Source organism: Chondromyces apiculatus DSM 436 (genome assembly GCF_000601485.1).
Classification (GTDB): domain Bacteria; phylum Myxococcota_A; class Polyangia; order Polyangiales; family Polyangiaceae; genus Chondromyces; species Chondromyces apiculatus.
The window spans coordinates 21,179-47,210 of record NZ_ASRX01000050.1 but is presented as its reverse complement, the minus strand read 5'-3'; the positions used below and the strand labels follow the sequence as shown (position 1 = coordinate 47,210).

General features: G+C 66.3%; 2 protein-coding genes. One reads left to right on the top strand and one right to left on the bottom strand.

Going from position 1 to position 26,032, the window contains the following annotated elements:
- Window positions 1–34: 34 nt before the first annotated feature.
- Window positions 35–1,129, bottom strand: coding sequence for a DUF4419 domain-containing protein (locus CAP_RS27785; protein WP_044246533.1), 1,095 nt, complete (start codon window positions 1,127–1,129; stop codon window positions 35–37).
- Window positions 1,130–1,364: 235 nt separating this feature from the next.
- Here CAP_RS27785 and CAP_RS27780 point away from each other — a divergent pair, with 235 nt between their 5' ends.
- Entirely contained in the window at window positions 1,365–26,006 is a 24,642-nt protein-coding gene (locus CAP_RS27780) for a C80 family cysteine peptidase (RefSeq protein ID WP_044246530.1), read from the top strand.
- Window positions 26,007–26,032 lie beyond the last annotated feature (26 nt).

Sequence of the window (26,032 nt, the reverse complement as noted above, 5' to 3'; positions counted from 1 at the left end):
GGGGAGATCAGCGCGGCAGCCCCCGCGACCAGCGTCACACCACGCCGTCGGGGTGCACCAGAGCCCAGACGAACTCCGGGCTGAGCGCCAGGGTGTCGGGATCCTGGGTCACGCCGATGAGACCCGCGACGAGATCCAGGACATGCTCACGCCGCCCGGAATCGACGAAGCGGAACGCTGCGCTCACGAGCCCTGGCGGCATCTGAGCGAGCCCGGGCCCCTCGGGTTTGCCGAGGGCCTCGACGGGGTTCTGACGGGCCTCGGCGGCGCGCCAGGAGGCGAGCCATGTGTCGAGGTGCAGGTTCGGGACGAACCGATCGCCGCGGACAGCGCGGAGGTAGGGAAACAGCACCAGCAACCAGCCGGTCAGCTCGTCCGCGCCGTGCTCGTACCGGAAGAACGCCCGCCAGAACTCGACGTCGGAGCGCCCCTCCGCGGCGTCGACGATCCTGTCGAGCACGGGCAGGAGCGCGCGGGTCCAGGCCTCGAGCCCGAAGGGCGTGAATGAGGCGGCCCGCTGCCGTATCTGGCGCCAGTCGTCCGGCGTGCCCAGCAGGTGAATGCGCGGGATCCCGGGTCCGGTGACGACGCGATCTCCAGGGAACGGCGGCTCCCACGTGAAATGAGGCGCGAGCGAGGTCGCCACCGAGAGTTCGGAGGCCAGCCGTTCGAGGGGCCCGGTGGTCGAGACATGCGCGCCGGTGAGCTCCCACAGCTTGCCAGCGCGCGCGAAGAGCTGCGACGAGAGATCCTGGAACACGGCATGCCACGGATTGGTCCCGCCAATCGTGAAATCAGGCCTGTCGAGCTCCAGCTCGAAATCGTGATCGGCCCCGACGATCTCGCGCCTCAGCGCCTCCTGCGAGGCCACGTGCAACGTGAACCCCCGCGCCAGACAGAACCAGACCACGTCGGGCGAGAGCACGAGGGGGCAGCGCTCCGTGAAGGCCAGGTAGGCGGCCTGCACCAGCGGGTGCAGATCCGTGCGCCCCACGAAGGGCGCTTGCGGCAGGATCATCGCCTCGACGGGCGCGACGAGGAGGCTGCGCACCGCAGCGTCGACCTCGAAGGCCGGCAGCCGCGTCGCCGCGAGAGGAACGTCAGCGGCGGCGATCGTAGTCACGTTCATGGCTGGTCCATACCTTTACACGAACCGGTGGTGCTCATCCACGAAGCCGGGTGAACGAAACCTCCAGTCTGGTGGAAATGCGTTCGTGTGCTCATGGTTGGAGTGCACTGGTGACGACGTTTCACTGCATGTCGGACGCCTGCAGTCTTCCAGAACATCCTCGCGCCTGCGCGACCGCGAGAAGCGCCGCGGGCGACCGCGTGTCGATGCATGATTTTGTGTACACTCGGCCGCCATGACGCGCTTCCGCTCGTCCCGCGCCCTCATCAAGTACGCCCACAATTTTTCGCACCCCGGCACCGCTGGTTGGACCCCGTCCGACACCGCGGGAGGGAACCTCGCCCCTGGCGTGACGCACGACGTCCCCACGGCCGACGGTCCCCAGAACGGTGGCTCGTCGAGCGGAGCACCGACGAACAGCGCGCCAGCGAACGTCGCCCCTGTGGTGACCTCGCCGAGTTCCACGCCGATGCAGACGCCTCCCGCGGCAGGGCCGAGCACGAGCGCGCTCCCCCTGTGGGATCCGGTGACGCGGACGGTCACCACCACGGACTTCAAGGGCACGCTTGCCAAGCCTGCGCCGGGTGAGAGTGGACGGGACACCGCGCCGAAGCCGCTCCCGATCACCGCGGAGGCTCCCCCGGTCGCGCCCACCGACGAGCGCGGCAGACCTGCCATCATCGAGAAGCCGGTCCTTCCCACCAACCTCCCCGACCGTCCCCTGCCCCCGTCGCCCGCAGCCGACCCGCGGGACAGGCCGGTCATCATCGAGCGCCCCTACGGCTACACCGACAGCGCCGGACGTCCCCTGCCCCTCACGAGCGGCGAGGGAGTCCTCACGCCGCCGCCCGTCAACACCGCGCCGCCCCCGCCGCCCATGTCGCCCACGCCCACGGTCACCAGCCCTCCCGTGATCCAGGAGAGCATGACCGGGAGCGTCACCGCCCCTGGACCCGTGGTCGACACGGGGCTCGGGACGGCGACCGACATGGCGTCGACCGACCCGTTCACGCAGAGCACCCAGACGGCTGGCAGCATCAGCCAGGGTCTGGAGCAGGCCATGTCTGGCTTCAATGAGGGTCCCCCGCAGCCTGCGGCCGGACCGCTCCCCGAGGCCCATGGCGCGTCCACGTTCCCCAGCAGCAGCACGACGTCGCCTACCGGGCCGGTCGCCGACACCCTTCCCGTATCCCCGTGGTCTTCCGGGAACGACACCTCGACCGTGGGCCAGCCGAGCCTCGACACGTCGACCACAGCGCCATCGCCGACGCACGAAGCCTCGACAGCTCCCTCGGAAGGTATCTCCTCGCAGGATCCCCTCACCGAGACCACGGCGCAGACAGAACAGAGACTCGACACCGCCCCGTCCAAGCAAGACACCACGGCGCAGACAGAACAGGGACTCGACACCGCCCCGTCCAGGCAAGACACCACGCAGCCTGCCGACGAGTTGCTCGCGCAAGACGAGACCAGCACGACGGTCGAGGAGCGCGCGCCGACAGAGGCTTCCGACACCCAGCAGCTCACCGACAGCGCGTCCGCCGAGGTGCCCCAGGACGCAAGGTCCCCGGAGCTGGCCGCTTCGGAGAGCACAGACACGGCACAGCAGACCGCGGACACCACGCAGCAGACCGCGGACACCACGCAGCAGACCGCGGACACCACACAGCAGACCGCGGACACCACACAGACCACGTCCGCCGAACGCGACTCCAGCACTCCCGAGGGTGCGAAGGACAGCGCCACGGAGCAGGCCACAGAGGGCACCCAGGAGGGATCCCGCAGTCCCTCGACCGAGCAGCAGGCCGCCCTCGGGGCCGTTGCGGCCTCTGCGCTGGCGGTCCCCATCGCCGCGACCCTGGGGGGGACGAGCATCACAGCGAAGGCCTCCCAGACGGGAAGTCAGACCGCCGCTTCGCCGGCCCAGACGCCTCCTCGAACCACGCCCCGCGATACCCCGAAGAGCGGCTCCGGCCGCCTCCGTCGCTTCAGGGACACCATCGCCCGGCTGGGCAAGGGCAAGGACAAGGACAAGGACAGGGACACCGGCAAGGCCTCCCAGCAGCCCGTGGCGGGGCAGCCCGCGGCGGTGAGCGACACCAGAAAGCACCTCGACCCCAACAAGCTCTTTGAGGCGCGCGAGGGGAGCGCCGAGCCGAAGTGGAACCACACCCACCGCGAGTGGTACCTCGATCAGGCCACGCTCCTCGAAGCTGCCCGCAGCGCGGCCACAGATCCGGCGACGAAGAAGCAGCTCGGCATGCTCATGATGCACAGCCTGTACAAGGCTGCGCCCATCGCTGAAAAGAGGGCGGACTACCAGGACCGCCAGATCTCGCCCTTCTTCCCCTCGGCCCTGCAGTACTACCGCGACGGGAGCGGGCTCTTCAACAAGGTCGAGCAGGTCTACGAGGACACGCTCGGGTTCGAGAAGGACGGCGGCGTCATCCATCTCGTCGACAGCCCCAGGTTCAGCGAGGTCTTGCAGCGGGAGTATGTCACCCGGAATCTGCCCATCCCTCCCCCGATCACGAACATGCAGCAGTTTCGCGATGCCGTTCGTGACCTGCTCACCAGCATCGACAGCCAGCCGCTGAAGATCGACCCCGGAAAGGACAAGATCCTCTTCGATGTGACCACGCTCCTCGAACAGCAGCTCGGCAAGGCCACGGTGACTCCGGCGGTCGTGCAGCAGCTCGGGTCCAGCCTGGAGAATGCCTTCCTGGACGAGGTGAGCCGGTTCGTGGACGAGAGAGGCCTCACCCTGACGCTCCCGATCAAGCCGGAGCCGTCAACGGGGGGCAGCAAGAACACCGAGCCGGACCCCCCGAAGACGTTCGCCGAGAAGCTCAATGACGTCATCGCCGTCACCCGCATCGCAGCATTCACGGAGCACCTTGGCCACCCCCTGCTGGTGACGCCGAAGTTCCTCCTCGATGCCCCTGCCCCGGGCGCTGACAAGAAACAGGTACCTCAGGGCACCGTGGAAGATCTCAGGTCGAAGGGCGGAGCGCTCTCGACGTTCAGGACCCAGCTCCGAGACACCATGGCGAGCAGCGGCTTCACCGTCGATCCGGTCACGGCGATGGAAGCCTGGCTCGATACCCTTCCCCAGGGAGAGCGCTTCGACATCGGTGCGCTGGAGGCGATCTTCACGGGCCAGAACGTCGCCCTCGCGCAGACCAGCACGCGGACGCAGAACCCGACGACAGGCATCCCGAACATCCATTCCAGCATCGAGGATTTCCTCAAGTCGGGCACGCTGACGAACTTCAAGGGCCTCGCGACCCGGCGCCAGGATCTGCCTTATGTGAAGGTCCTGGCCAGGGCGACTGCCGAGCTGCTCGAAGGGCTCAAAGATGCCAGGTCGCCGGAGGGCAAGAGCGTCGACCAGACGTTCCGGGACAAGAAGTTGAACGACCTGCTCCAGACCTCTTACTTCCGCATGGAAACCGCGATGCGGGAGGCGATGGCATTCCCGGAGAACTTCATCCATTTCCTCAATCAGATCGAGGTCATTCACCAGCAGCTCCAGACGATGCTCGAAATCGTCCAGCCTCACACGGACGAAGCATTCGCCGTCGGTCTCCGCGAGCAACTGGGCAACGTCATTCCCCAGGGCATGCAGACCAGCGCCGAGCTCTACCCCTCCGCGATGCACAGCGTCGCCAGCACCCTCGCGGCGGTCGAAGCCCAGAAGGGAAACAACGAGCTCGCTATCGCGGTCCTCAAGGACAGCTACTACGAAACGTCATTGGCCATCCAGGACGCGAAGAAGTACGACGTCTGGAAGCTCGACGGCGACCAATGGAGCGGCGGCGCCGAGGTCGGAAAGGACACCCTCCAGCGGACGTCGAGCTGGAAGAACGACAAGAACGATCAGGGCCGCGACAGCCCGAAGCTCGACGTTTTCCTCGGCGAGTTCCGCCACAACATCAGCACAGACCGCGCCGTCTACGCGCGCGAAGACCTCACGCAACAGGTCCAGCAGCTCTTCGACAAGGGGCTCGTCTCCGACAGCTTCACGGTGATCATCGACAACACCATCGATCACCTCCACTCGGAGCAGGTGAAAGCGTTCCTCGCCCACCATGCCCAGAAGATCAAGGACGGGAAGCTCAATGTCGCCGTCCTCCGCAGCGCGCAGAAGTTCGACATGCTCGGCATGGACAACTACTACGGCGGCTCCGTCTACACCGTGAACGATCCGGATTCCTTCAAGTCGTTCAACGAGCGCATCAGCGGCTCCGAAGATCGCCTGAAAGGCCTCAATCGTCAGGGCCTCACCCACCTCGTCAAGAGCGCCGGCCAGAGCCTCGACGACTACCGCTCGGCGCTCATGGAGAACACCAAGGCCATCTACGACGCGCTCCCCGCTGATTTCAAGCACCAGCCGGGCGCCGACCTCGCGGAGAACGACGTGCGTCGGTACATCGAAGTCTCCACGATCCAGGACGATGATGGGCAAGTCTTCATCGACTTCGACTTCAAGCCCAAGAGCCCGTTCAAACAGCCCTTCGAGGAAGGTCTCAGCCGCTTTGTCAGGGACAACAACCTGCCCTCCAACGAGCGTTCGAGCTTCGGCTTCGCCACGACCAACACCACCTACATCACGGCCCTGAGCAAGTTCCGCTTCAACCCGGGCCTCGAAGGGGCGGACGTCCGCGCCCAGTACAGCAGGTTCTTCCAGGAGTGGTTCGATAACGTCAGCAAGCGCATCCGCAACGGCACCGATCCGAACACGGTTGCCATGGATCTGATCCTGGAGGCGCGCGAGGGTCGTGACGGCTTCGAGGAAGCCGATCAGATCAAGGCGAAGATGCAGGCGCTCCCGGAGCGCCCCGAGGCCCCGAAGCCCCTGCCGCCGCGGAGAAGCCTCCGCCAGATCCTCACCTCGCCGTTCCGGAGTCGGTCTCGCATCAAGACCGAAACGCCCGGTAGGCCCCCGGGGCTCCCCGAGAAGCCCCCGGCGGAGACGGTCAGCGGCTCACCCACCCCGAGCACGACCACCTCCTCGGCGGTCGAGGCAACGAGCACCGACGTCGCCACCGCGACCCCTTCACTGACATCAGCGCCGATCCAGGAGGTCACGCCTCCGCCCGCGGACGACACCCTCACGAGCGCTCCCTCGGAACAGGCGCTGGCAGTCCCCATCGCAGCGACCGTCGGGGCAACGAGCATCACGGCTGGCGCTCCGCGAACTGCAGCTCAGCCGACGGCTTCCCCGGCTCAGACCGCGCCGCGCACGGCAGCCGGCACCACCCCGAAGAGCGGTCCCGCACGGGTGCGTCTCTTCCGGGATGCTGTCACGCGGCTGGCCAAGGGCAAAGGCAAGCCCTCCTCCCAGCAGCCGGAGGACAGCGACTCCAGGAAATTCCTCGACCCCAACAAGCTCCTCGAAGCCCGGGAAGGGAGCGCCACGCCGTCGTGGAGCCACACGCACCGCGAGTGGTACATCGACCAGGCCGCGCTCCTCGAAGCCGCCCGCAACAGCGCCAGGGACCCTGAGACGAAGAAACAGCTCGGGATGCTCGCGATGCACAGCCTGTTCAAGGCTGCGAGCCTCGATTCGAACCGCGCCGCCCGTCAGGATCGCCAGATCTCCCCCTTCTCGACCCAGGGCTACTACCGCAGCACGGGGAGCAAGCTCCTCGACGACGTCCACCGGGTCTACGAGAGAGCCCTGGGATTCGAGCCGAACGGGAACGTCATTCACCTCGTCGACAATCCCACCTTCGCAGGTGTCCTTCAGCGGGAGTTCGTCACTCGCAACCTCCCCACGTCCCCTCCGCTCGCGACCATCGACCAGTTCCGCAGCGCGGTCCGCGACCTGCTCACCGGCATCGCCACCCAGCCGCTACAGGTAGGGCCCAAGGACAAGATCCTGTTCGACGTGAGCCCCATGCTCCAGCAGAAGCTCAAAGACACGGCGGTGACCCCCGAGGTCGTGGGGCAGCTCAGCACCGCGCTGGAGAACGCCTTCCTCGACGAGGTGACGCAGTTCCTGAACGAGCATGGGAACCCCCTGTCGCCACCTGCCCCGGAAGGATCACCGACGAACGAGGGCCCAGACGGCAGCACGGACACGGAGACCAAGGACGCCGAGAACAAGGACGGCGCCAGGAAGCCTCAGACCTTCACCGACAAGCTCGAACAGGTCGTCAAGGTCACCAACATCGCCGCATTCACGGAGTTCCTCGGCCACTCCATCCTGGTGACGCCGACGTTCCTCGGCAATGCGCCCGCCACGACCACCAGCGAGGGCGCGACGGACCAGCGCACCCCGAACCCCCTCGGCTTGCAGGGCGGAGCCTTGATGGACCTCGACAACGACCTCCGCAACACCCTGACGAAGAGCGGCTATCACGTCGACCCGGTCACCGCGATGGAGGCCTGGCTCGACGCCACTGCCAAGGACAAGCCTTTCGAGATCGGGGCCGTGGAGTCGATCTTCACCCATGCGAACATCGCGCTGCCTCAGCTCAGCACGCGAACGCAGAATCTGCCGAGGGAAGCGACCAACGTGGCTCCAGCGGCGTCGGAATCGAGCGTGGGTCCCCAGGGAGAGGCGGCGACCACCAGCGACCTCCCCTCCACCATCGGCGACTTCCTCGATTCCGACACGATGAAGAACTTCGAGGGTCTCTCCAGCCGCCACCCGGATCGCCCCTACGTCAATGTCCTGACCAGGGCGACCGTGGATCTGCTCAAAGGCCTCCGCAATGTGAGGTCCCCCGAGAGCAAGGACGTCGACGCGACGTTCGAAGACAAGGGCCTCACCGAGCTGCTCCGGACCTCCTACTTCCGCATGGCCCACGCGATGCGGGAGGCCATGGTGTTCCCGGAGAACTTCAACCATTTCATGAACCAGATGGAGGTCATTCACCAGCAGCTCCAGAACGTGCTCGAAATCGTCCGCCCCCACGATGACAGCGCCTTCGAGAGTGCCCTCCGTGAGCGCCTGGGCGACACCATCCCCGCCGGCACCCAGGCCAGTGCAGAGCTCTATCCCTCCGCGATGCACAGCGTGGCCAGCACGCTCGCCGCGGTGGAGGCCCAGAAGGACAGCAACGAGATCAAGATCGCCGTCCTCAAGGACAGCTACTACGAGTCGTCCTACGCCCTCGAAGGCGCGAAGAAGTACGACGTCTGGACGCTCGACGGCGACAAGCTGCGCGACGGCACCGCGCTCGAAGGCCGTAGCCTCGCCCAGAAGTCACAGTGGAAGCAGACCCAAGGCGCGCAGGAGAAGCCCAAGCTCGACGTCTTCTTCGGCGAGTTCCGCCACAACATCAGCGAGGGCAGGCAAGTCTACGCGCGCGAAGATCTCAAGGGTCAGGTCGACCAGCTCTTCGACCAGGGGCTCGTCTCCGACAGGTTCACGGTGATCATCGACAACACCATCGATCACCTCCACTCGGAGCAAGTGAAAGACTTCCTCGCCCACAATGCCCAGCGCATCAAGGACGGGAAGCTCAATGTCGCCGTCTTCCGCAGCGCCCAGAAGTTCGACATGCTCGGCATGGACAACTACTACGGCGGCATTGTCTACAGCGTCAACGAACCGAAGGCCTTCAGCGATTTCAATCGGCGCGCCAGGGCGCCCGAGGACCGCCTGAAAGGCCTCAATCGGCAAGGGCTGACCCACCTCGTCAAGAATGCCGGCGAAAGCCTCGACACCTATCGCTCGGCGATCATGGAGAACACCAGGGCCATCTACGACGCGCTCCCTTCCGGCTTCAAGCATGAGCCGAACGCGGCCCTCGCGGAGAACGACCTGCGTCGGCAGATGGAGGTCTCCATGATCCAGGATGACGACGGGCAAGTCTTCCTCGATTTCGACTTCAAACCTGAGGGCAAGTTCGAGGAACCCTTCAAGGAAAGCCTCCGCCACTTCGCCAGGAAGAACCACCTGCCCGTCGACGAGCGTTCGAGCTTCGGCTTCGCCACGTCCAACATGACCTACATCCCGGAGCTGAAGAAGTTCCGCTTCAATCCGGGCCTCGAAGGGAAGGACGTCCGCGATCAGTACGTCAAGTTCTTCCAGGACTGGTTCGACAGCATCAACACGCACGTCAGCCAGGCTCCGGACGAGAGGCAGACTCCCAAGGGCCCCCAGAAGGTCAACAAGCTGGACGAAGCGTCGTTCCAGATGGGCGCGGCTCTGAGCCAGGACCAGAGAACCCTCCAGGAACCGAGCCTGGGGGCGAAGGCCCGGGCGCTCCCGAAGCGGCCCGAGGCCCCGAAGACCGAGCCCTCCCGGAGCCTCCCCACGACGGTCCCCTCCTCCCCCTCCCAGAGCCTCCCCCCGATCACCGTCACCCCTCCCGGTGCGCCTCCGAGCATCACCACCCGGGGCACGCCCACGCCTGTCAGCGGCTCCCCCGCCCAGGGCTCCCCGGCGACCAGCACTGCCCCGAGCGCCGCCCAGGATGCGAGCCAGCACTCCGGGGACGCGACGACCACCCGCGCCCAGAGCGAGGCCGTGAAGACGCTCCTGGAGCGCAGCAAAGCCTGGTCTCACACGCCCACGGAGGCGGAGCGGCAGGAAGCCGGAACGCTGATGAGCGACGTCCTCCGGGCCAGCGGGGCCAGTGACGTGCTCGTCGACAGGATGCAGCAGCTCGTCCAGAACCCCGACTCCCTCTCCCAGGACCAGTTCGCCACCTGCACCCTCAACAGCGTGCTGCATTCACTGCTCACGTCTCACCTCGGAGGCCTCGCCCAGCTCGTGGCCGCGGAGTTCACCGGTGATCTGCGCGGTCGCGACGGCCAGCAGCTCTTCGACGCGACGCAGGGCCAGCCGAGCGGAAGCCCGAACAAGCTGCTCAGCAACGGCATCAAGAAGCTCGACGCGAAGCGCGCCGACATGGAGAGCAAGGGGCTCACGATGTCGGACACCTACGCGCTCGATTACCTGCTCAGCCGCGGCATGGGCAAGCTCCTGAGCAAGCTCGATCCGGCGCAATACGAAGCGGACCTGAAGACCGCCACCAGGAGCGACCCTGCGTACACCGACAAATCGAGGACGCGGCCGAAGGACGCGACGGGCCCCTCGAAGAAACGAGGAGACCTGCTGCTCTCGGCGGACTCGCTGGTCACCCTGCTCGACAAGGTCTTCGAGACGAAAGCCGAGGTGCTGGCCACGAAGTCGCCGTCGAAGGACGTCGCCCGCATCAATCAGGTGCTCGACAGGGCCAGCGAGGGTTCTTTCGTCCTCGCCACGGTGATGGACGCCGCAGCGCTCCAGGAGCGCGCCCAGGAGCTGAGCGACGATCCCTCGGCCTCCGCATCCTACGATCAGGCCAACGACATCGACCCGTCCAGCGCGCATCAGGTGGTCATCAACGGCCCGATCACCGAGAAGGACGGCTACTACACGGTCCCCCTGCATACCTGGCAGCAGAGCTTCTCCGTCGAGGTGAAGAAGGAGCTGCTCCCGCGGCTCTTCCCGAACTTCACCCTCGGCACCTTCGCACCTGGAAGCTCTCCGACCGCCACTGCCGCCAGCGCCACGCAGACCACGCAGACCACGCAGACCACGCAGGTGCCCCCGAAGGAGACCTCGGGCAGTGACGTCAGCGGCGGCCGGGGAATACGGGAGAAGCTCAACGCGCTCAGGAACAAAGGCAAGGGCGCGCGAAAGCCTCCCGCAGCGGAGGGCCCGCAGCAGGCCCACTTCGACAAAAACAAGCTCATTGCACCGCGCAATGACGGTGAGACCCAGGCGAAATGGAGCGAGACCCACCGCGAGTGGTTCCTCGACCAGGCCACCCTGCTCGACGCCGCCTCCCAGCAGGCCACCGACGCGGAGACGAAGAAGCAGCTCGGGCTGCTGATGCTGAACGCCTACTACAAGGCGGCGACCATCGATCAGGACAAGGCGACCTTCATGGATCGCCAGATCTCGCCATTCCTGCCCCAGGCGTACCGCTATCACCGCAGCACCGGCAACACCCTGCTCGACAAGCTGCACGTCGCCTACGAGTCGGCCCTCGGCTTCCGCGCGCCGGGCCCGCCGACGCAAGATCGCTTCGGCCGCGGGCCCAAGCCGCAGGGGGAGATCCACCTCGTGGACAACCCCACCTTCAAGGAAGTCCTCCAGCGTGACTACGTCACCGAGCACCTCCCCCGGAACCCTCCCATCCGCGGCATCGAGCAGTTCCGCGAAGCGGTGCGCGAGCTGCTCACCAGCGCGGACAGGAGCCCCGCCACCTCGAAGGACGACAAGGTCCTCTTCGACATCACCCCCTTGCTCGCCGACAGGCTCGGCACAGGCCCGCTGCATGCCGACACGGTGCGCGCACTCGCGGCCGAGCTCGAACAGGTCTTCCTCGGAGAGGTGTCACGCCTCCTCGCGGACAGGCGGGACACCCCGAACTTCGACGAGGGCCAATTCCTCCGCGGCCTCGCGCCGGTCGTCGCCAGCACCCAGGTGGCCGCATTCACCGAGCACCTGGGGCGCTCCATCCTGGTGACGCCCCAGTTCCTCGGCCAGGGCCTCCTCGACGCCGGCCAGGGCCCCCTGAGCCAGGACCAGCTCGCCGAGCTCCTCTCGTCGAGCACGTCCAAGCACACGACCTTCGCCGAGGCCCTTGGCGAGACGCTCTCGAAGAGCGGCTACCGCGTCGATCCGGTCGCCGCCAAGGAGGCATGGCTCGACGTGACCTCGGTCGAGGACATCCTCGCGCAGGAGAAGATCGCGCTCACCAAGCTGGGGACCGGGGGAAGCCGCATCCCCACCCTCCACGCGAGCTTCACGGACTTCGTCAACAGCGCGACGCTGGAGAAGTTCGAGGGCCTCGCCACGCAGCACCCAGACCTGCCGTACGTGAGCGTCCTGAGCCAGGCGACCGCAGACCTCCTGAAGGGCCTCGACCAGGCAGCGCTCGCAAACGGGAGCGACATCGCCCAGACCTTCGCGGCCCGGGGGCTCCAGGACCTGCTCCAGACCTCCTACTTCCGCATGGAGAACGCCATGCGCGAGGCCATGGCCTTCCCGGGCGACTTCAACCGCTTCCTGAACCAGATCGAGGTCATTCACCAGCAGATCCAGACGCTCCTGGAGATCGCCAAGCCCTACGGGGACGACGCCTTCGCGCGCGGCGTCATCTCTACCCTGGGTGACACCATCCCCGCTGGATTGAAGCCCAGCGCCGAACTTTACCCCTCCGCCATGCACAGCGTCGCCAGCACCCTGGCCGGCGTCGAGGCGCTCAAGGGGAGCAACGATCTCAACGTCGCCGTCCTCAAGGACAGCTACTACGAATCGTCAGCAGCCATCACCCACGCCAGGACCTACGACGTCTGGACGCTCGATGGCGCCGACAACAGCCTCACCCAGGAGGACGGCAAGGCAGGAAGCGAGGGCAAGCTCGGCGACTCCTCCGGCAAGAAGCTCGACGTCTTCCTCGGCGAGTTCCGCCACAACATCTCCGTCGGCAGGGACGTCTACGCCGTCGAGGACCTCAAGGCCCAGGTCGACAAGCTCTTCGACGAGGGGCTCGTCTCCGACAAATTCACCGTCGTCATCGACAACACCATCGACAACCTCCGCTCCGAGCAGGTGAAGGACTTCCTGGAGCACAACGCCCAGCGGATCAAGGACGGGAAGCTCAACGTGGCCGTCTTCCGGAGCGCCCAGAAGTTCGACATGCTCGGCATGGACAACTACTACGGCGGCTTCGTCTTCAACGTGAACGATCCCGGCGCCTTCGCGGACTTCAACGCGCGCACCGGCAACCCCGTCGACCGCCTGGGGGGCCTGAACCGCCAGGGCCTGACCCACCTGATCACCAGCGCCGGCCCGAGCCTCGATGCCTATCGCTCGGCCATCATGGCGAACACCAAGGAGATCTACGAGGCCATCACCGACGGCTTCAAGCATGCGCCCGGAGCGACGATCCCCGCGGACGATCTGCGGCAGCACATGCACGTCGCGCTCATCGAGGGCGACGACAAGCAGGTGTTCATCGACGTCACCTTCCAGGGCAACCTGAAGGGCGAGTTCGAGTCCCAGTTCAACAAGTTCATCGCGCAGCACCACCTGCCGGTCGACCAGCGGTCGAGCTTCGGCTTCGCCACCTCGAACCTCACCAACATCGGCGGCCTCCCCAAGATCCGCTTCAACCCCGGCCTCGAAGGACCCGACGCGCGCGCCAGGTACGTCGATTTCTTCAACCAGTGGTTCCAGTTCTTCGACAGCCGCCTCGGCGAGAAGAGCCTCGGAGACATCCTCTTCGACCTCCGCATGGAGGGGCTGGAAGGAGGGCAGAACCCCACCCGCATCACCGCCGGCGCGGTTCCCAGCCCCACGGCCATCGTCGCGGGTGCCCCGGCCCCCACGTCAGCACCCCGCACCGTTCCCGACACGACCGCGACGACCGACACCGCTGGCACGAAGCGCTACCCGCAATACAGCGCACGCGATCTCGAGGTCCTCGCCGTCTTCACGTCCGGATCGACGAAACCGCAGCGCGTACGGATGCCGGACGGCTCGGAGAAGGTCCTCAAGTACGGCAGCGAGCGGGACCGCGATCACATCCGCACCGAGGTGCTGACGCAGAAGCTCTACAAGGCGGCCGGCATCCCCACGCTGGACGCGACGCTCGTCGAGGTGGACGGCAACATCGCCCAGCTCACGGACTACCAGCCGAAGTTCGCGGTCCCCGAGGTCGAAGATCTCCGTGAATCCCCGGACTTCTTCCGGCACGTCGGCGCCGACATGGTCCTGTCCAACTGGGACCTGTTCAAGAATGACAACTGGATGGAGATCGGCGGGCGGATGGTGCGCGCCGATCTCGGCGGCGCGCTGGACCGGCGGGCGCAGGGAGATCGCAAGCCCGACTTCTACGACACGAAGGTCGCCGAGTTCGACTCGATGCGCGAGAAGGACGCCGCGCGGAACCCCTACCGCCTGCTGACGAACCACGAGATCGCCGACTCCGTGCGGACGTTCATCTTCCACCTCACGCCCGAAAAGATCGACGCAGCACTGGGGGAGGTGGGGCTCTCCACCGAACATGCCGAGAAGCTGAAGACGGCGATCCTGGACAGGATGCGCGACGCAAAAGCGTGGGCCGACAGGCAGTACCCGCTGACCGAGGTCCACGCCGTCAATCACCGGCCCACCCCCCCCACGCTGCCCGACGACTCGGGAACCGAGCGCCTGGACGCCTTCGCTGAGCTGAGAGAGCTGGGCTACGCGCTGGATCCTTCCGTCCCCTGGAACGCTGAGGATCCGAGCCTCGCCCAGACATTCCTGCGCTCCCTGCCGCCAGACCAGCTCCTGAAGGCCATCCAGCCCCCTCAGGTCCAGAAGAGCGACGATCTGCGCCAGACGCCGCCCATGGTGGGACCCGAGGAGCTGCTCGACGACAGCCAGTTCGGCGGCGGGTTGCGCGAACTCATGGCCCGCAACCTGGCGCGCATGGAGTCTGGCGTGCTCATTCGCCGGATGTCCGACGCCGAGAAGGACGCCTTCGTCGAGGCCAGCCGGACCGGCGATATCGAGACGATCGCCAGCCTGCTGTTCAAGGGATCGGGCCCCAGCACGCGCGGAGAGATCGTCTTCTCCGTGAACGATCCCTTCGTGTTCGAGCGAGAAAAGAAGGATCTCAAGGAGGGCGAGAAGATCCCCAAGGAGATCCCCGGGTACCGATGGATCATGGAGGTGCCGATCACCGAGCAGATGCTCGGCTTCCTTCGGGACCACAGCTACATCAGCAACCCGCACCGCACGCGGAAGCCCACGGCGTTCATGGGCAACGCCAACCTGAAGAACGAGGGAGACGCCGGTGGGCGCGACAACGCGTCCGGGATCTCCAACGTGGTGCTGAAGAAGCAGGGCTTCGAGCGGTTCTGGAGCGGAGTGAGCGAGCTTCGCTTCGTCGAGGCGAACAAGCACCTCTGGGTGAACCGCAGCAACAACAAGGAGCTTCGTGAGGCCCAGGAGGAGGCCGCGCGACGAGAGAACCAGGAGCGGGAAAAGACGCGCCGGGAGCAGGAGAAAAAAGAGCGCAAGGAGCGCGACGCGGCCTTCGAAGACGAGGGCTTCGGGTTCAACATGCTGGAGGCCCAGGAGGACAGCGACGCGCCGGAAGACGGCACCGCGCTGGACGGGCGCTACGCTCGAAGAGGCGTCTACGCGCTGGGAGACGACGCAGCAGTCACAGAGAACGCCCGCAACCTGTCCGGGAAGCCGAGGCACGAGGCGGTCACGAACGAAGCGCTGGGCACCCTCGGCGCACAGGACAAGCTCACCATCATCGCACATGGTGGCGGGCGGCAGCGCTTCGGCGGGATGACCCCCGACGCTCTGGCCCAGCACCTGAAGGAGGCCGGCGTCACCGCGCTCGCGACGCTGAGCCTCAAGGGCTGCGACAGCGCCGATTACGCGCAGGATCTGATGGAGAAGCTCCAGGAGCAGGGCATCTCCGTCGACCGCATCACGGGGCGCGATGGCAAGGTCACCATCACGTCCGACGGTCGGACACTGGTCCGCGCCCCGGGTGACGGACGCTGGGTGCACCAGGCGCCAGGGACGAAGCAGGAGGTGCGGCGCGAGGATGGCGGCGTCGTCAGGGGAGATCCTTACGCAGGTGAGCGCGAGGAAGCCGTCCAGGCACGCAGCGCGCAGCACGAAACGAAGATCAACGCCGACGAGCTGACTGACCAGGAGCTGAGCGAAGCGCTTTTCAGCGAAGGTCAATCGATCCCGGCAGAACACCTCGGGGAGGGTCAAGCCGTGGTGCCACGCGTCCCCAGAGCGTGGCGTGAGACCTTTCAGAGCCAGCTCAAAGCCCGCCCGAACACCCGGAAGATGATCCTCGCCTTCAATGGCGTCCCCAACTCCCGGCTGGCGGACATGGTTCTGGACTCTGTCATCAAGCGGCTGGACGAGAAGCTCGATCCCAACAAGACGTATCAGACTGGTCTCTACAGCCTGCGCTCGGCCTCAAGCGACGGCACCTCGAAATCCGGAGCTGCCGAGTACGTGTTCCGACTGAACCCTGCACACAAGGGTGAGTACGGCCCTGCCGTCATTGCAATGCTCAGCGGGGTGAAGGCCACGCTCGCTCCCGAGGGCGGAGCCACGGAGGCTCCCGACCTCCAGACGGATCTGTTCGAGCCCATGGGCGTGACGACGTACAACGGCAACACCAGCAGCAAGACCAAGATCTCGCTGGGCGATCTCCACCACCAGTGGGTCCAGCCTGGAGAGAAGCTCGCCCTCGAAAAGTTCCAGACGAAGCTGGATGAATACCTCGGAGACGCGGATAACAAGACCTGGAAGGAGAATGCTGAGGAGCTGCTCGGCGGCGGGGATTGGGCTGCGAGGAGGATTGTCGAATCGAGCAACTACGGGGACGGCGAACCGCAGGACACCTTCCTTCTCTGGGTGCGCAACCACGACAAAACACCGACCCACAACATGACCGACGCTCTCCTCCAGGAGATCGTCCAGGCCATCGCAGCCACAACCCGATCGCAACGAAATGCTCCCATCAAATCCCAGTTCATCCTCTTCGGCGACCTGAAGCCCGCCGAGAAGGCTGCTGAAGAGGCGGCGATCAAGGCAGAACGAGGAGCGGCAAGCACCTCGAAGGGTTCGAAGAGCGGTGCGAGGGGCAAGAAGAACGACAAGCAGTCCTCATCACCCCTCCTCGATACCGCGACGAAAGTGAAGGATTGGTTCTCCGAGGCAGGAAGCCGTGAAGGCGACACGGCGGAACCAGAGGTGCGCGTGCTCGACCTGCGCAGCCTCCACGCGAAGGATTCCTTCGGTTCCTACCTGTCCCAGTGGGCTTTTTATCGGCTCGTGCAGCAGACGATGAAGCCCAGGCTCATCATCGGGGGCGAGTCCGGGAACATGGACGGCTTCGGGTACAGCGGCGTCCCTGTCATCTCGATCGATATCGTCGATAAACCCAAGATGCAGGCGCAGAAAATCCTGGGTGACCGTATCGGCCAGTACACCTTGCTCACACCCCTGTGGTCGCTGGTCAACTATGGGGAGGGAGAGGATCCGGAGCTGTTCCGCCAGTATCTCTATGGCGCCATCCTCAACAACGTCGCGAGCTGGGACAAGGACCTGGCTCAGGAGTCGAGCACGACCACCGGCACAACCACGCCACGTACCACCAGCACGGGCGCGGAAACGACGCGTGGCTCCGGGAAAGAGGCGACGGCTCCCGTGGACGTCACCAAGGTCACGGAGCGCGCCCAGATCCAGGCCCTGGAGGCTCTCCTGGAGAAGAGCCCGACCTGGTCCCACCAGCCCACGGCGGCGGACAGGCAAGAGGCCACGAAGCTCCTCGGCGACCTCATGAGGGCGAGCGGTGCGAGCCAGGCGCTCGTCGACAGGCTGGGGGAGCTGATCCAGGACCCCGACGCGCTCTCCCAGGATCAGTTCTCCACCTGCGCGCTCCACAGTGTGCTGCACGCCTTGCTCACGAACCACCTCGGGGGACTCGCGCAGCTCGTCGCCGCCGAGTTCACCGGAGATCTGCGGGGACGCGACGGCCAGTCGATCTTCGACGCCTCGCACGCCTCGCACGCCTCGCACGCCTCGCAGGGACAGCCGCTCGGCACCCCGAACAAGCTGCTCCACAACGGCGTGAAAAAGCTCGAAGCGAAGCGCGCCGACCTGGAGAGCAAGGGGCTCACCCTGTCGGAGGAGTACGAGCTCGACTACCTGCTGAGCCGGGGCATGGGCAAGCTCCTGAGCAAGCTCGCGCCGGAGCAGTACCAGGCCGACGCGGAGACCACGGCCAGGAATGCGCCGGGATACCTCGACAAGGCTCCGGAACGGCCGAAAGAGGCGACGGGCCCGTCGAAGAAGCGCGGGGACCTGTTGCTCTCGGCGAACTCGCTGGCGACCCTGTTCGACAAGGTCTTCGAGACGCAGGCCGAGGTGCTGGTCACGCGCACGCCGGACAGCGACGTGGCGCGCATCAACGAGGTGCTCAGGAAGTCCGACGAGGGCCCGTTCGTCCTCGCCACGATCAGGGACGGCCAGGCGCTCCAGGCGCGTATGCAGGCGCTGACCGCGGACCCGTCGGCGTCCATGCCTTACGATGACGCGGCGGCGATCGCCCTCTCGGACGCCCATCAGGTGGTCATCAACGGCGAGATCACCGAGAAGGACGGCTACTACACGGTCCCGCTGCACACCTGGCAGAAGAGCTTCTCCATTCAGGTGACGAAGGAGCTCCTGCCCAGGCTCTTCCCGAATTTCACCCTCGGCACGTTCGCGCCGGAGAATGCGTCGACCGCGGCACCCAGGGGAACGACGACGGAGCCGGAGGAGCCTTCGCGCAGCGACGTCACCGGAGTCCGTGGCCTGCAGGAACGGCTCGCGGCGCTCAAGTCCAGGGCGAAAGGCAAAGGACGGAGCAATGCGCAGGCGGACCGCTCGACCGAGAGTCAACTCGACACGAACCGGCTCATCGCGCCGCGCGAGGAAGGCGCCACCCCGCCGCGGTGGAACGACACTCACCGCGAGTGGTACCTCGACCAGGCCACCCTGCTCGACGCGGCCTTGCAGCAGGCCACCGACGCCGCGACGAAGAAGCAGCTCGCGCTGCTCATGATGCACGGCTACGCCAAGGTCGCGACCATCGACCAGGACAAGGCGAACTTCCAGGAGCGGCAGGTCTCGCCGTTCCTGCCGCAGCCCTACCGCTACCACCGCAGCACCGGCAACAGCCTCCTCGACAAGCTCCACGTCGCCTACGAGTCGGCCCTCGGCTTCCGCGCGCCAGGACCGCAGCCCGCGGACAACCTGGGGCGGCCACCCAGGCTGAAGCCGCAGGGCGTCATCCACCTCATCGACAACCCGACCTTCAACGAGGTGCTCCGGCGGGAGTACGTCACCGCGCACCTCGCCGCGAACCCGCCTCTCCACGACGTCGAGCAGTTCCGCGGCGCGGTGAGGGTGCTGCTCGCCAGCGTGCACGCCAGCCCCGCGACGTCGCCGGATGACAAGGTCCTCCTCGACATCACGCCCCTGCTCGCTGACCGCCTCGGCGACGCAGCGCTGAACCCCACCACCCTGCGCACACTCACGGCCGACCTCGAAACGGCATTCCTCGAAGAGGTGTCGCGCTTCCTGGACGACAGGCGGGACCTCCCCCACTTCGACGAGGGCCAGTTCCTCCGCAGCCTCGCGCCGGTCGTCGCCAGCACCCAGGTGGCAGCGTTCACCAAGCAGCTCGGGCGCTCCATCCTGGTGACGCCGGAGTTCCTTGAGAAGAAGAACCTCGACGCCAGCGCGGAGCCCCTGAGCCAGGAGCAACGCGACGCGCTGCTCTCGACCAGCGCGTACAAGCACCCGAGCTTCACCGAGTCCCTCGGGGAGGCACTCTCGAAGAGCGGCTACCGCGTCGATCCCATCGTGGCCAAGGAGGCCTGGCTCGACGTCGCCTCCATCGAGGAGATCTTCGCGCAGGAGCAGATCCCGCTCACCAGCCTCGCCACCCGTGGCTCCGGCATCCCCGTGGTCCACGCGAGCTTCGCGGACTTCCTCCGCACCGGGACGCTACAGCGCTTCGAAGGGCTGGCCAGCGAGCACCCCAACCTCCCCTACGTGGAGGTCCTGAGCCGTGCGACCACGGACCTCCTGAAGGGCCTGGAAGACGCCGCGCGCGCGGGCGGAAAGGACATCGACCAGGCTTTCCAGTCCAGAGGGCTCGGCGACCTGCTCCAGACCTCCTACTTCCGCATGGAGAACGCCATGGGCGAGGCCATGGCATTCCCCCAGGACTTCAGCCGCTTCCTCAACCAGATCGAGGTCCTTCACCAGCAGATCCAGACCCTCCTGGAGATCGTCCAGCCGTACGGAGAAGGCGCGTTCGAGCGGAGCCTCCTCGACCATCTGGGCGACGTCCTCCCCCAGGGCGTCACTCCCAGCGCGGAGTTCTATCCCTCCGCCATGCACAGCGTCGCCAGCACCCTGGCGGCCGTCGAAGCCCAGAAGGGGAGCAACGCGCTCCGCGTCGCTGTCCTCAAGGACAGCTATTACGAATCCTCAGCGGCCATCTCCCACGCCAGGACGTACGACGTCTGGACGCTCGACGGCGACACCATGCGCGGCGGACAGCCCCTCGGCGCAGACAGCCTCTCCCCGAGCCGGGGCGAAGCAGAAGGCCCCGCCACCCAGGGGAACCCCAAGGCGGCGCAATTCGACGTCTTCCTCGCCGAGTTCCGGCACAACATCTCGGGGGGCAGGGACGTCTACGCCATCGAGGATCTCGCCCACCAGGTCGATGAGCTCTTCGACAAGGGCCTCGCCTCCGACAGGTTCACCGTCGTCATCGACAACACCATCGACAACCTCCGCTCGGAGCAGGTGCGGGACTTCCTCGCGCACAACGCCGCGAGGATCCGGGACGGGAAGCTCAACGTCGCCGTCTTCCGCAGCGCGCAGAAGTTCGACATGCTCGGCATGGACAACTACTACGGCGGCTTCGTCTACGGCGTGAACGATCCGAAGGCCTTCGCGGGCTTCAACGCGCGCGCCCGGAACCAGGAGGATCGCGTCCAGGAAGGGCTGAACCGGCAGGGACTGACCCACCTGGTCTCCAGCGCCGGCGAGAGCCTCGACGCCTACCGCGCGGCGATCATGAAGAACACCCGCGCCATCTACGAGGCCATCCCTGACGGCTTCAAGCACGATCCCGTGGCTCCGCTCCCCGCGAACGACCTGCGCCAGCACATGCATGTGGCGCGTATCGAGGGGGACGACCGTCAGGTCTTCATCGACGTCACCTTCAAGGGGAACCTGCAGTCGGTGTTCGCCTCCCAGCTCAACACGTTCATCAAGGAAAACCGCCTGCCCGTCGACGAGCGTTCGAGCTTCGGATTCGCCACCTCGAACCTCACCACCATCGCCGATCTGCACAAGATCCGCTTCAACCCTGGCCTCGAAGGGCCGGAGATCCGCGACAAGTACGTGGAGTTCTTCGGCAAGTGGTTCGCCTTCTTCGACAGCCGCCTGCGCGATGGGATGGCCATCAAGGACATCGTCTTCGATCTCCACCAGCACGGGCTCGACGCCCCCTGGACCCCGGCCGCCAGCACCACCGCCGGCACGAGCCCCGACGCCAGCGCCTCGAACCCGAGCGCCACCGCCCCCAGCGCCCGGAGCACGGCCACCCTGGACCCGAACAGGCTCATCGCCCCGCGCGCCGAGAGCGCCCAGAGCGCCGAGGCGCAGGTCTACAGCGAGACCCACCGCGAGTGGTACCTCGGCCAGGCCACCCTCCTCGACGCTGCCTACCAGCGCGCCACGGACGAGGAGACGAAGAAGCAGCTCGCGCTGCTCATGATGCACAGCTTCCGCAAGGTCGCCGGCATCGATCAGCGGAAAGCGGAGGCGCAGAAGCTGCAGAACACGCCTTTCCTGCCGGACCCCTATGGTTACCACCGCAGCACGGACAACATCCTGCTCAAGAAGGTGCACCTCGCGTACGAGGCAGACCTCGGCTTCCACACGCCGGAAGGAGGCACGGCACCCACCTCCGGCCAGCGCTTCCTCACGGGCGTCCTTCACCTCGTCGACAACCCCACCTTCAAGGAGGTGCTCGCGCGCGCGCACGTCTCGGCGCACCTCCCCGACAACCGTCCCCTCGGCAGCACCGCGGAGTTCCGTGAGGCGGTGCGGGAGCTGCTCGCCAGCGCCCTCCGGAGCCCCTCGACCTCGGACGACGACAGCCCCCTGCTCGACGTCACCCCGCTCCTCGCCGACAGGCTCGGCGATGGCTCACCCCAGGCCAGCGCGGTACGGGAGATCGTGTCGGAGCTCGAACGGATCGCCCTCGAGGAGGTCTCGCACCTCCTGGAGAGCACCCGGAACACCATCGTCCTCGACGAGGGCCAGCTCCTCCGCAAGCTCGCGCCGGTGCTCGCGAAGACGCAACTCGCTGCCTTCTCCAGCCACCACGGGCATCCCGTCCTGCTCACGCCGAGCTTCCTCAGCGCTGCGCTCATCGACAAGAACCCTGGCCCCCTCGACCAGGACCAGCTCGACGCGCTCCTCTCGGCGAGCAAGGGCAAGCACAACGGCTTCGTCGGGTCCGTGCTCAAGGCGCTCTCGAAGAGCGGCCACCGCGTCGATCCGATCACCGCCAAGGAGGCCTGGCTCGAGGTCGCCTCGATCGAGGAGATCTTCGCGCAGGAGAAGATCGCGCTCACCACCCTCGCCACCGCGGGCCAGGGCATCCCCGAGATCCACAAGAGCTTCGATGGCTTCCTCGCCAGCGACACCCTGCGCAAGTTCGAGGCGCTGGCCGGGAGCCACCCGGACGCGCCTTACGTCGAGGTCCTGAGCCGGGGAACCGCCGCGCTGCTGAGGGGCCTCGGCGACGCCCAGTCCTCAGCCCACAGCACCATCGCCGCGAGCTTCGAGGCCAAGGGCCTGACCGACCTCCTCCAGACCTCGTACTTCCGCATGGAGAACGCCATGCGCGAGGCCATGGCCTTCCCGGGGGACTTCGCCCGTTTCCTCAACCAGATCGACCTCATTCACCAGCAGATCCAGGCGATCCTGGAGATCGCCTCCCCGTATGGACCCGAGGATTTCGCCGCCGGCCTCGTGGCGCACCTCGGCGACACCATCCCCGGCGCAGACGGTCCCCCCCGCGACGACCAGACCACCCTCGCGGAGGTCTACCCCTCCGCGATGCACACCCTCTCCACCACCCTCGCCGCGGTCGAGCGCCAGAAGGGAAGCAACGCGCTCAACGTCGCCGTCCTCAAGGACAGCTACTACGAGTCGGCAGACACGCTGGAGACCACCGCGCGCACCTACGACGTCTGGCGCCTCGACGGTGGCCGCGTGCGCGACGGGAAATCCCTCGACGACAACGCCCTCGAGCGGCTCGGCGACAGGGATCCCGTGACGAGCGCGACGCAGCACCTCTCGACCCAGAAGCTCGACGTCTTCCTCGGCGAGTTCCGCCACAACATCTCGAGGGGGAGAGACATCTACGGCATCGAGCAGCTCGCCCACCAGGTCGATGAGCTGTTCGACAAGGATCTCGTCTCCGACACCTTCACCGTCATCATCGACAACACCATCGACACCCTGCGTTCCGAGGACGTGCAACGCTTCCTCGATCACAACATCGACCGCATCCGCGCCGGCAAGCTCAACGTCGCCGTCTTCCGCAGCGGCCAGAAGTTCGACATGCTCGGCCTGGACAACTACTACGCGGGCATCCTCTATGCGGTGAACGACCCGCGCACGTTCACCGGCTTCAACGACCGCATCCGCGAGCCCCAGGACCGCCTGGGTGGCCTGAACCGGCAGGGGCTCACCCACCTCGTCTCGAGCGCCGCAGAGAACCTCGACGAGTACCGCCGCGGGGTCATGGAGAACACCAGGCGCATCTACGACGCGATCGGCGACCGCTTCAAGTTCAGCGCCGAGTCCGTACCCAGCGCGCGCGAGACCCGCGCTCACATGTACGTCGCCAAGATCGAGGGCGATGACAAGCAAGTCTTCCTCGACTTCACCTTCAAGGGTGCCAGCAAGGACGCCCTGAAACGCCAGTTCGAGAAGCACCTCGATGCCTTCATCGAGGAGAATGGCCTGCCCGCCGACCGCCGGTCGAGCTTCGGCTTCGCCGCCTCGAACCTCACCGGGATCGACGGCATGCCCAAGGTCCGCTTCAACCCAGGGCTCGAGAGCAAGGAGACCAGCGAGAAGTACCTGGAGTTCTTCGATCGCTGGTTCACCTTCTTCGACAGCCGCCTGGAGAAGGGCATGGCCCTGGAGGAAGTGCTCCAGGAGCTCAAGGACCACGGCCTCGGCGAGCGCCGCAACCGCTGGGGCTTCGCGCTGCCCAGCATGAAGGGAATCGTTCGCGCCCTGAAGGGAGGCGTTCGTTCTCTGAAGAAGCGGCTCGGCATCGCGCCCCGAGTAAGCGGCCCCATCGCCGCCGCCGGAGCGACGACGGCACCGTCGGGGGAAAACACCCGTGACCCCGAAGCGTCTCGCGACGGGACACGCAGCGTCTACGCCCTGGGCTCCGATGCCACCGTGCAGCACAACGCCAGGAACCTCGCTGGCAAGAAAGGCCACCGCCGCATCGCCCGCAGCGAGCTTGAGAACCTCGACGCCAGGGACAAGCTCACCATCGTGGCCCATGGAGGACCCGACACCTTCGGGGAGCTGACGCCCGCCAAGCTGGCCGAGCACCTCCACGAAGCAGGGGTGCGCGCGCTCGGCACGCTGAGCCTCAAGGGCTGCGAAAGCGCCGATTTCGCGGGCGACCTGATGGTGGAGCTGCAGCAGCGCGGCGTCACCGTGGACCGCATCACCGGGCGAGAGGGCCGCGTCACCATCACCTCCCGAGGGCGAACGTTCGTCGCCAGGAACGAGGGCGAAGAAGAGCGCTGGTTGCACCAGGCCCCGAGCACGAAGGTCGAGATCCTACGCGGGGAAGACGCGCAGGTGGTCCGGCGCGATGTCTACGCGGACCGCCCTGCGACGGAGGCCGAGGGGAGCCCGCTCCTCGACGGCGAGACGAGGGACGCGGGCGCGCTCGCCACGGAGGAGAAGCTCCGAAAGAAACTCTTCCGGGAGGATGAGACGCCGATCAGCGTGGGACGTGAGTCTACGCAGGTCTCTCCCCTGGTCTTCAAGCCCTGGAAGGATAAGGCACCGCGGTGGCAAGGTCCGGAAAAGCTCAGACTGATCCTGGCTCAGTACCAGGGTCTCATGAAGGGGCTGACCGACATCCCTGACAACGACAGAGCGAAGTACACCCACCGCCTGGAACAGCTCTCCAGCCAGAAAACGCGCCCCATGGCCTTCATCCTGGACCCCCATCAGTACGGGGAACGTGCCCCCGCCATCGCCGCCATGCTCAGCGGCCTGGAGTGCGTGATCGAGGACGACACCAGGCGCGCCGAGCTGAATGGCGCGCTCTTCGAGCCGCTGGTCATCACGCCGGAGAGGCCCCCTGCAGCGAGCTCGAAGAAGGACAAGGCCTCCATGAAGGATCTGCACCTCTACTGGGTCCAGGAAGGACACGATTTCCCCCTCCAGACTTTCGCCAGGCAGGTCGCGGCCTACCGAGACTCGCTGGGCCAGGAGTGGATGGATGCTGCCAGGTCGCTCTTCGATGCGGACAGCGGGCAGGATGTGGAGATCGTCTCCCGCGAGGGCCATGGCGCGCTGAACGGGAACACCGAGCAGCAGACCTTCCTGCTCTGGATCCGCAAACAGACCAATTCATCCGGCCACAACATGACCAAGGCGCTGCTGGACGAGCTGGTCAAGGCGATGGCCTCTGTCGCCGCTTCCCGCCCGCACCACGCGAACAGCTTCAAGATCCTCCTGTTCGGGGACAAGCAAGGCGCCTCCCACATCGCGGATCTCGTCCCTGCCGCGCCGGGGCAGACTTCCCGTCGCGGCAACGCCCGCGGCGCGACGGTCGCGCAGCACGTCAGCACCACCTTCATCGATGCGTGGTCAGATGAAGGGCAGCCTGCCCTGGAGGTGGTCGATCTGCGCGACCTCCACCGGAAGCCGCACTTCCAGACCTATCCCGAGCAGTACGCCTTCTACCGTCACGTGCTCGACACCTTCACGCCGGCGTTCATCGCGGGCGTCGAGAGCGGGAACATGGATGGCTTCGCCTACTGCGGCATCCCTGTCCTCTCCATCGATCCCGACGATCTCCCGAGCCAGCAGTGCGACCGGCTTCTCCTCGATCGCATCGGCAACTACACCTTGCTCACGCCGCTCTGGTCCCTGGTCAACTACGGCGACCAGCAGTCCCCCGAGGAGGCCGCCTTGTTCCGCCGCTACCTCTATGGCGCCATGTTGAGGCACATGAAGTGGGCACCGCCCTCGATCACCCCGTGAGAGTCCCTGCGACCAAGGCCGTGATA

Excerpts from the sequence above, each read along its gene's own strand:
- CAP_RS27785 (WP_044246533.1), bottom strand. The coding sequence starts at position 1,129 with ATGAACGTGACTACGATCGCCGCCGCTGACGTTCCTCTCGCGGCGACG.
- CAP_RS27780 (WP_044246530.1), top strand. The coding sequence starts at position 1,365 with ATGACGCGCTTCCGCTCGTCCCGCGCCCTCATCAAGTACGCCCACAAT.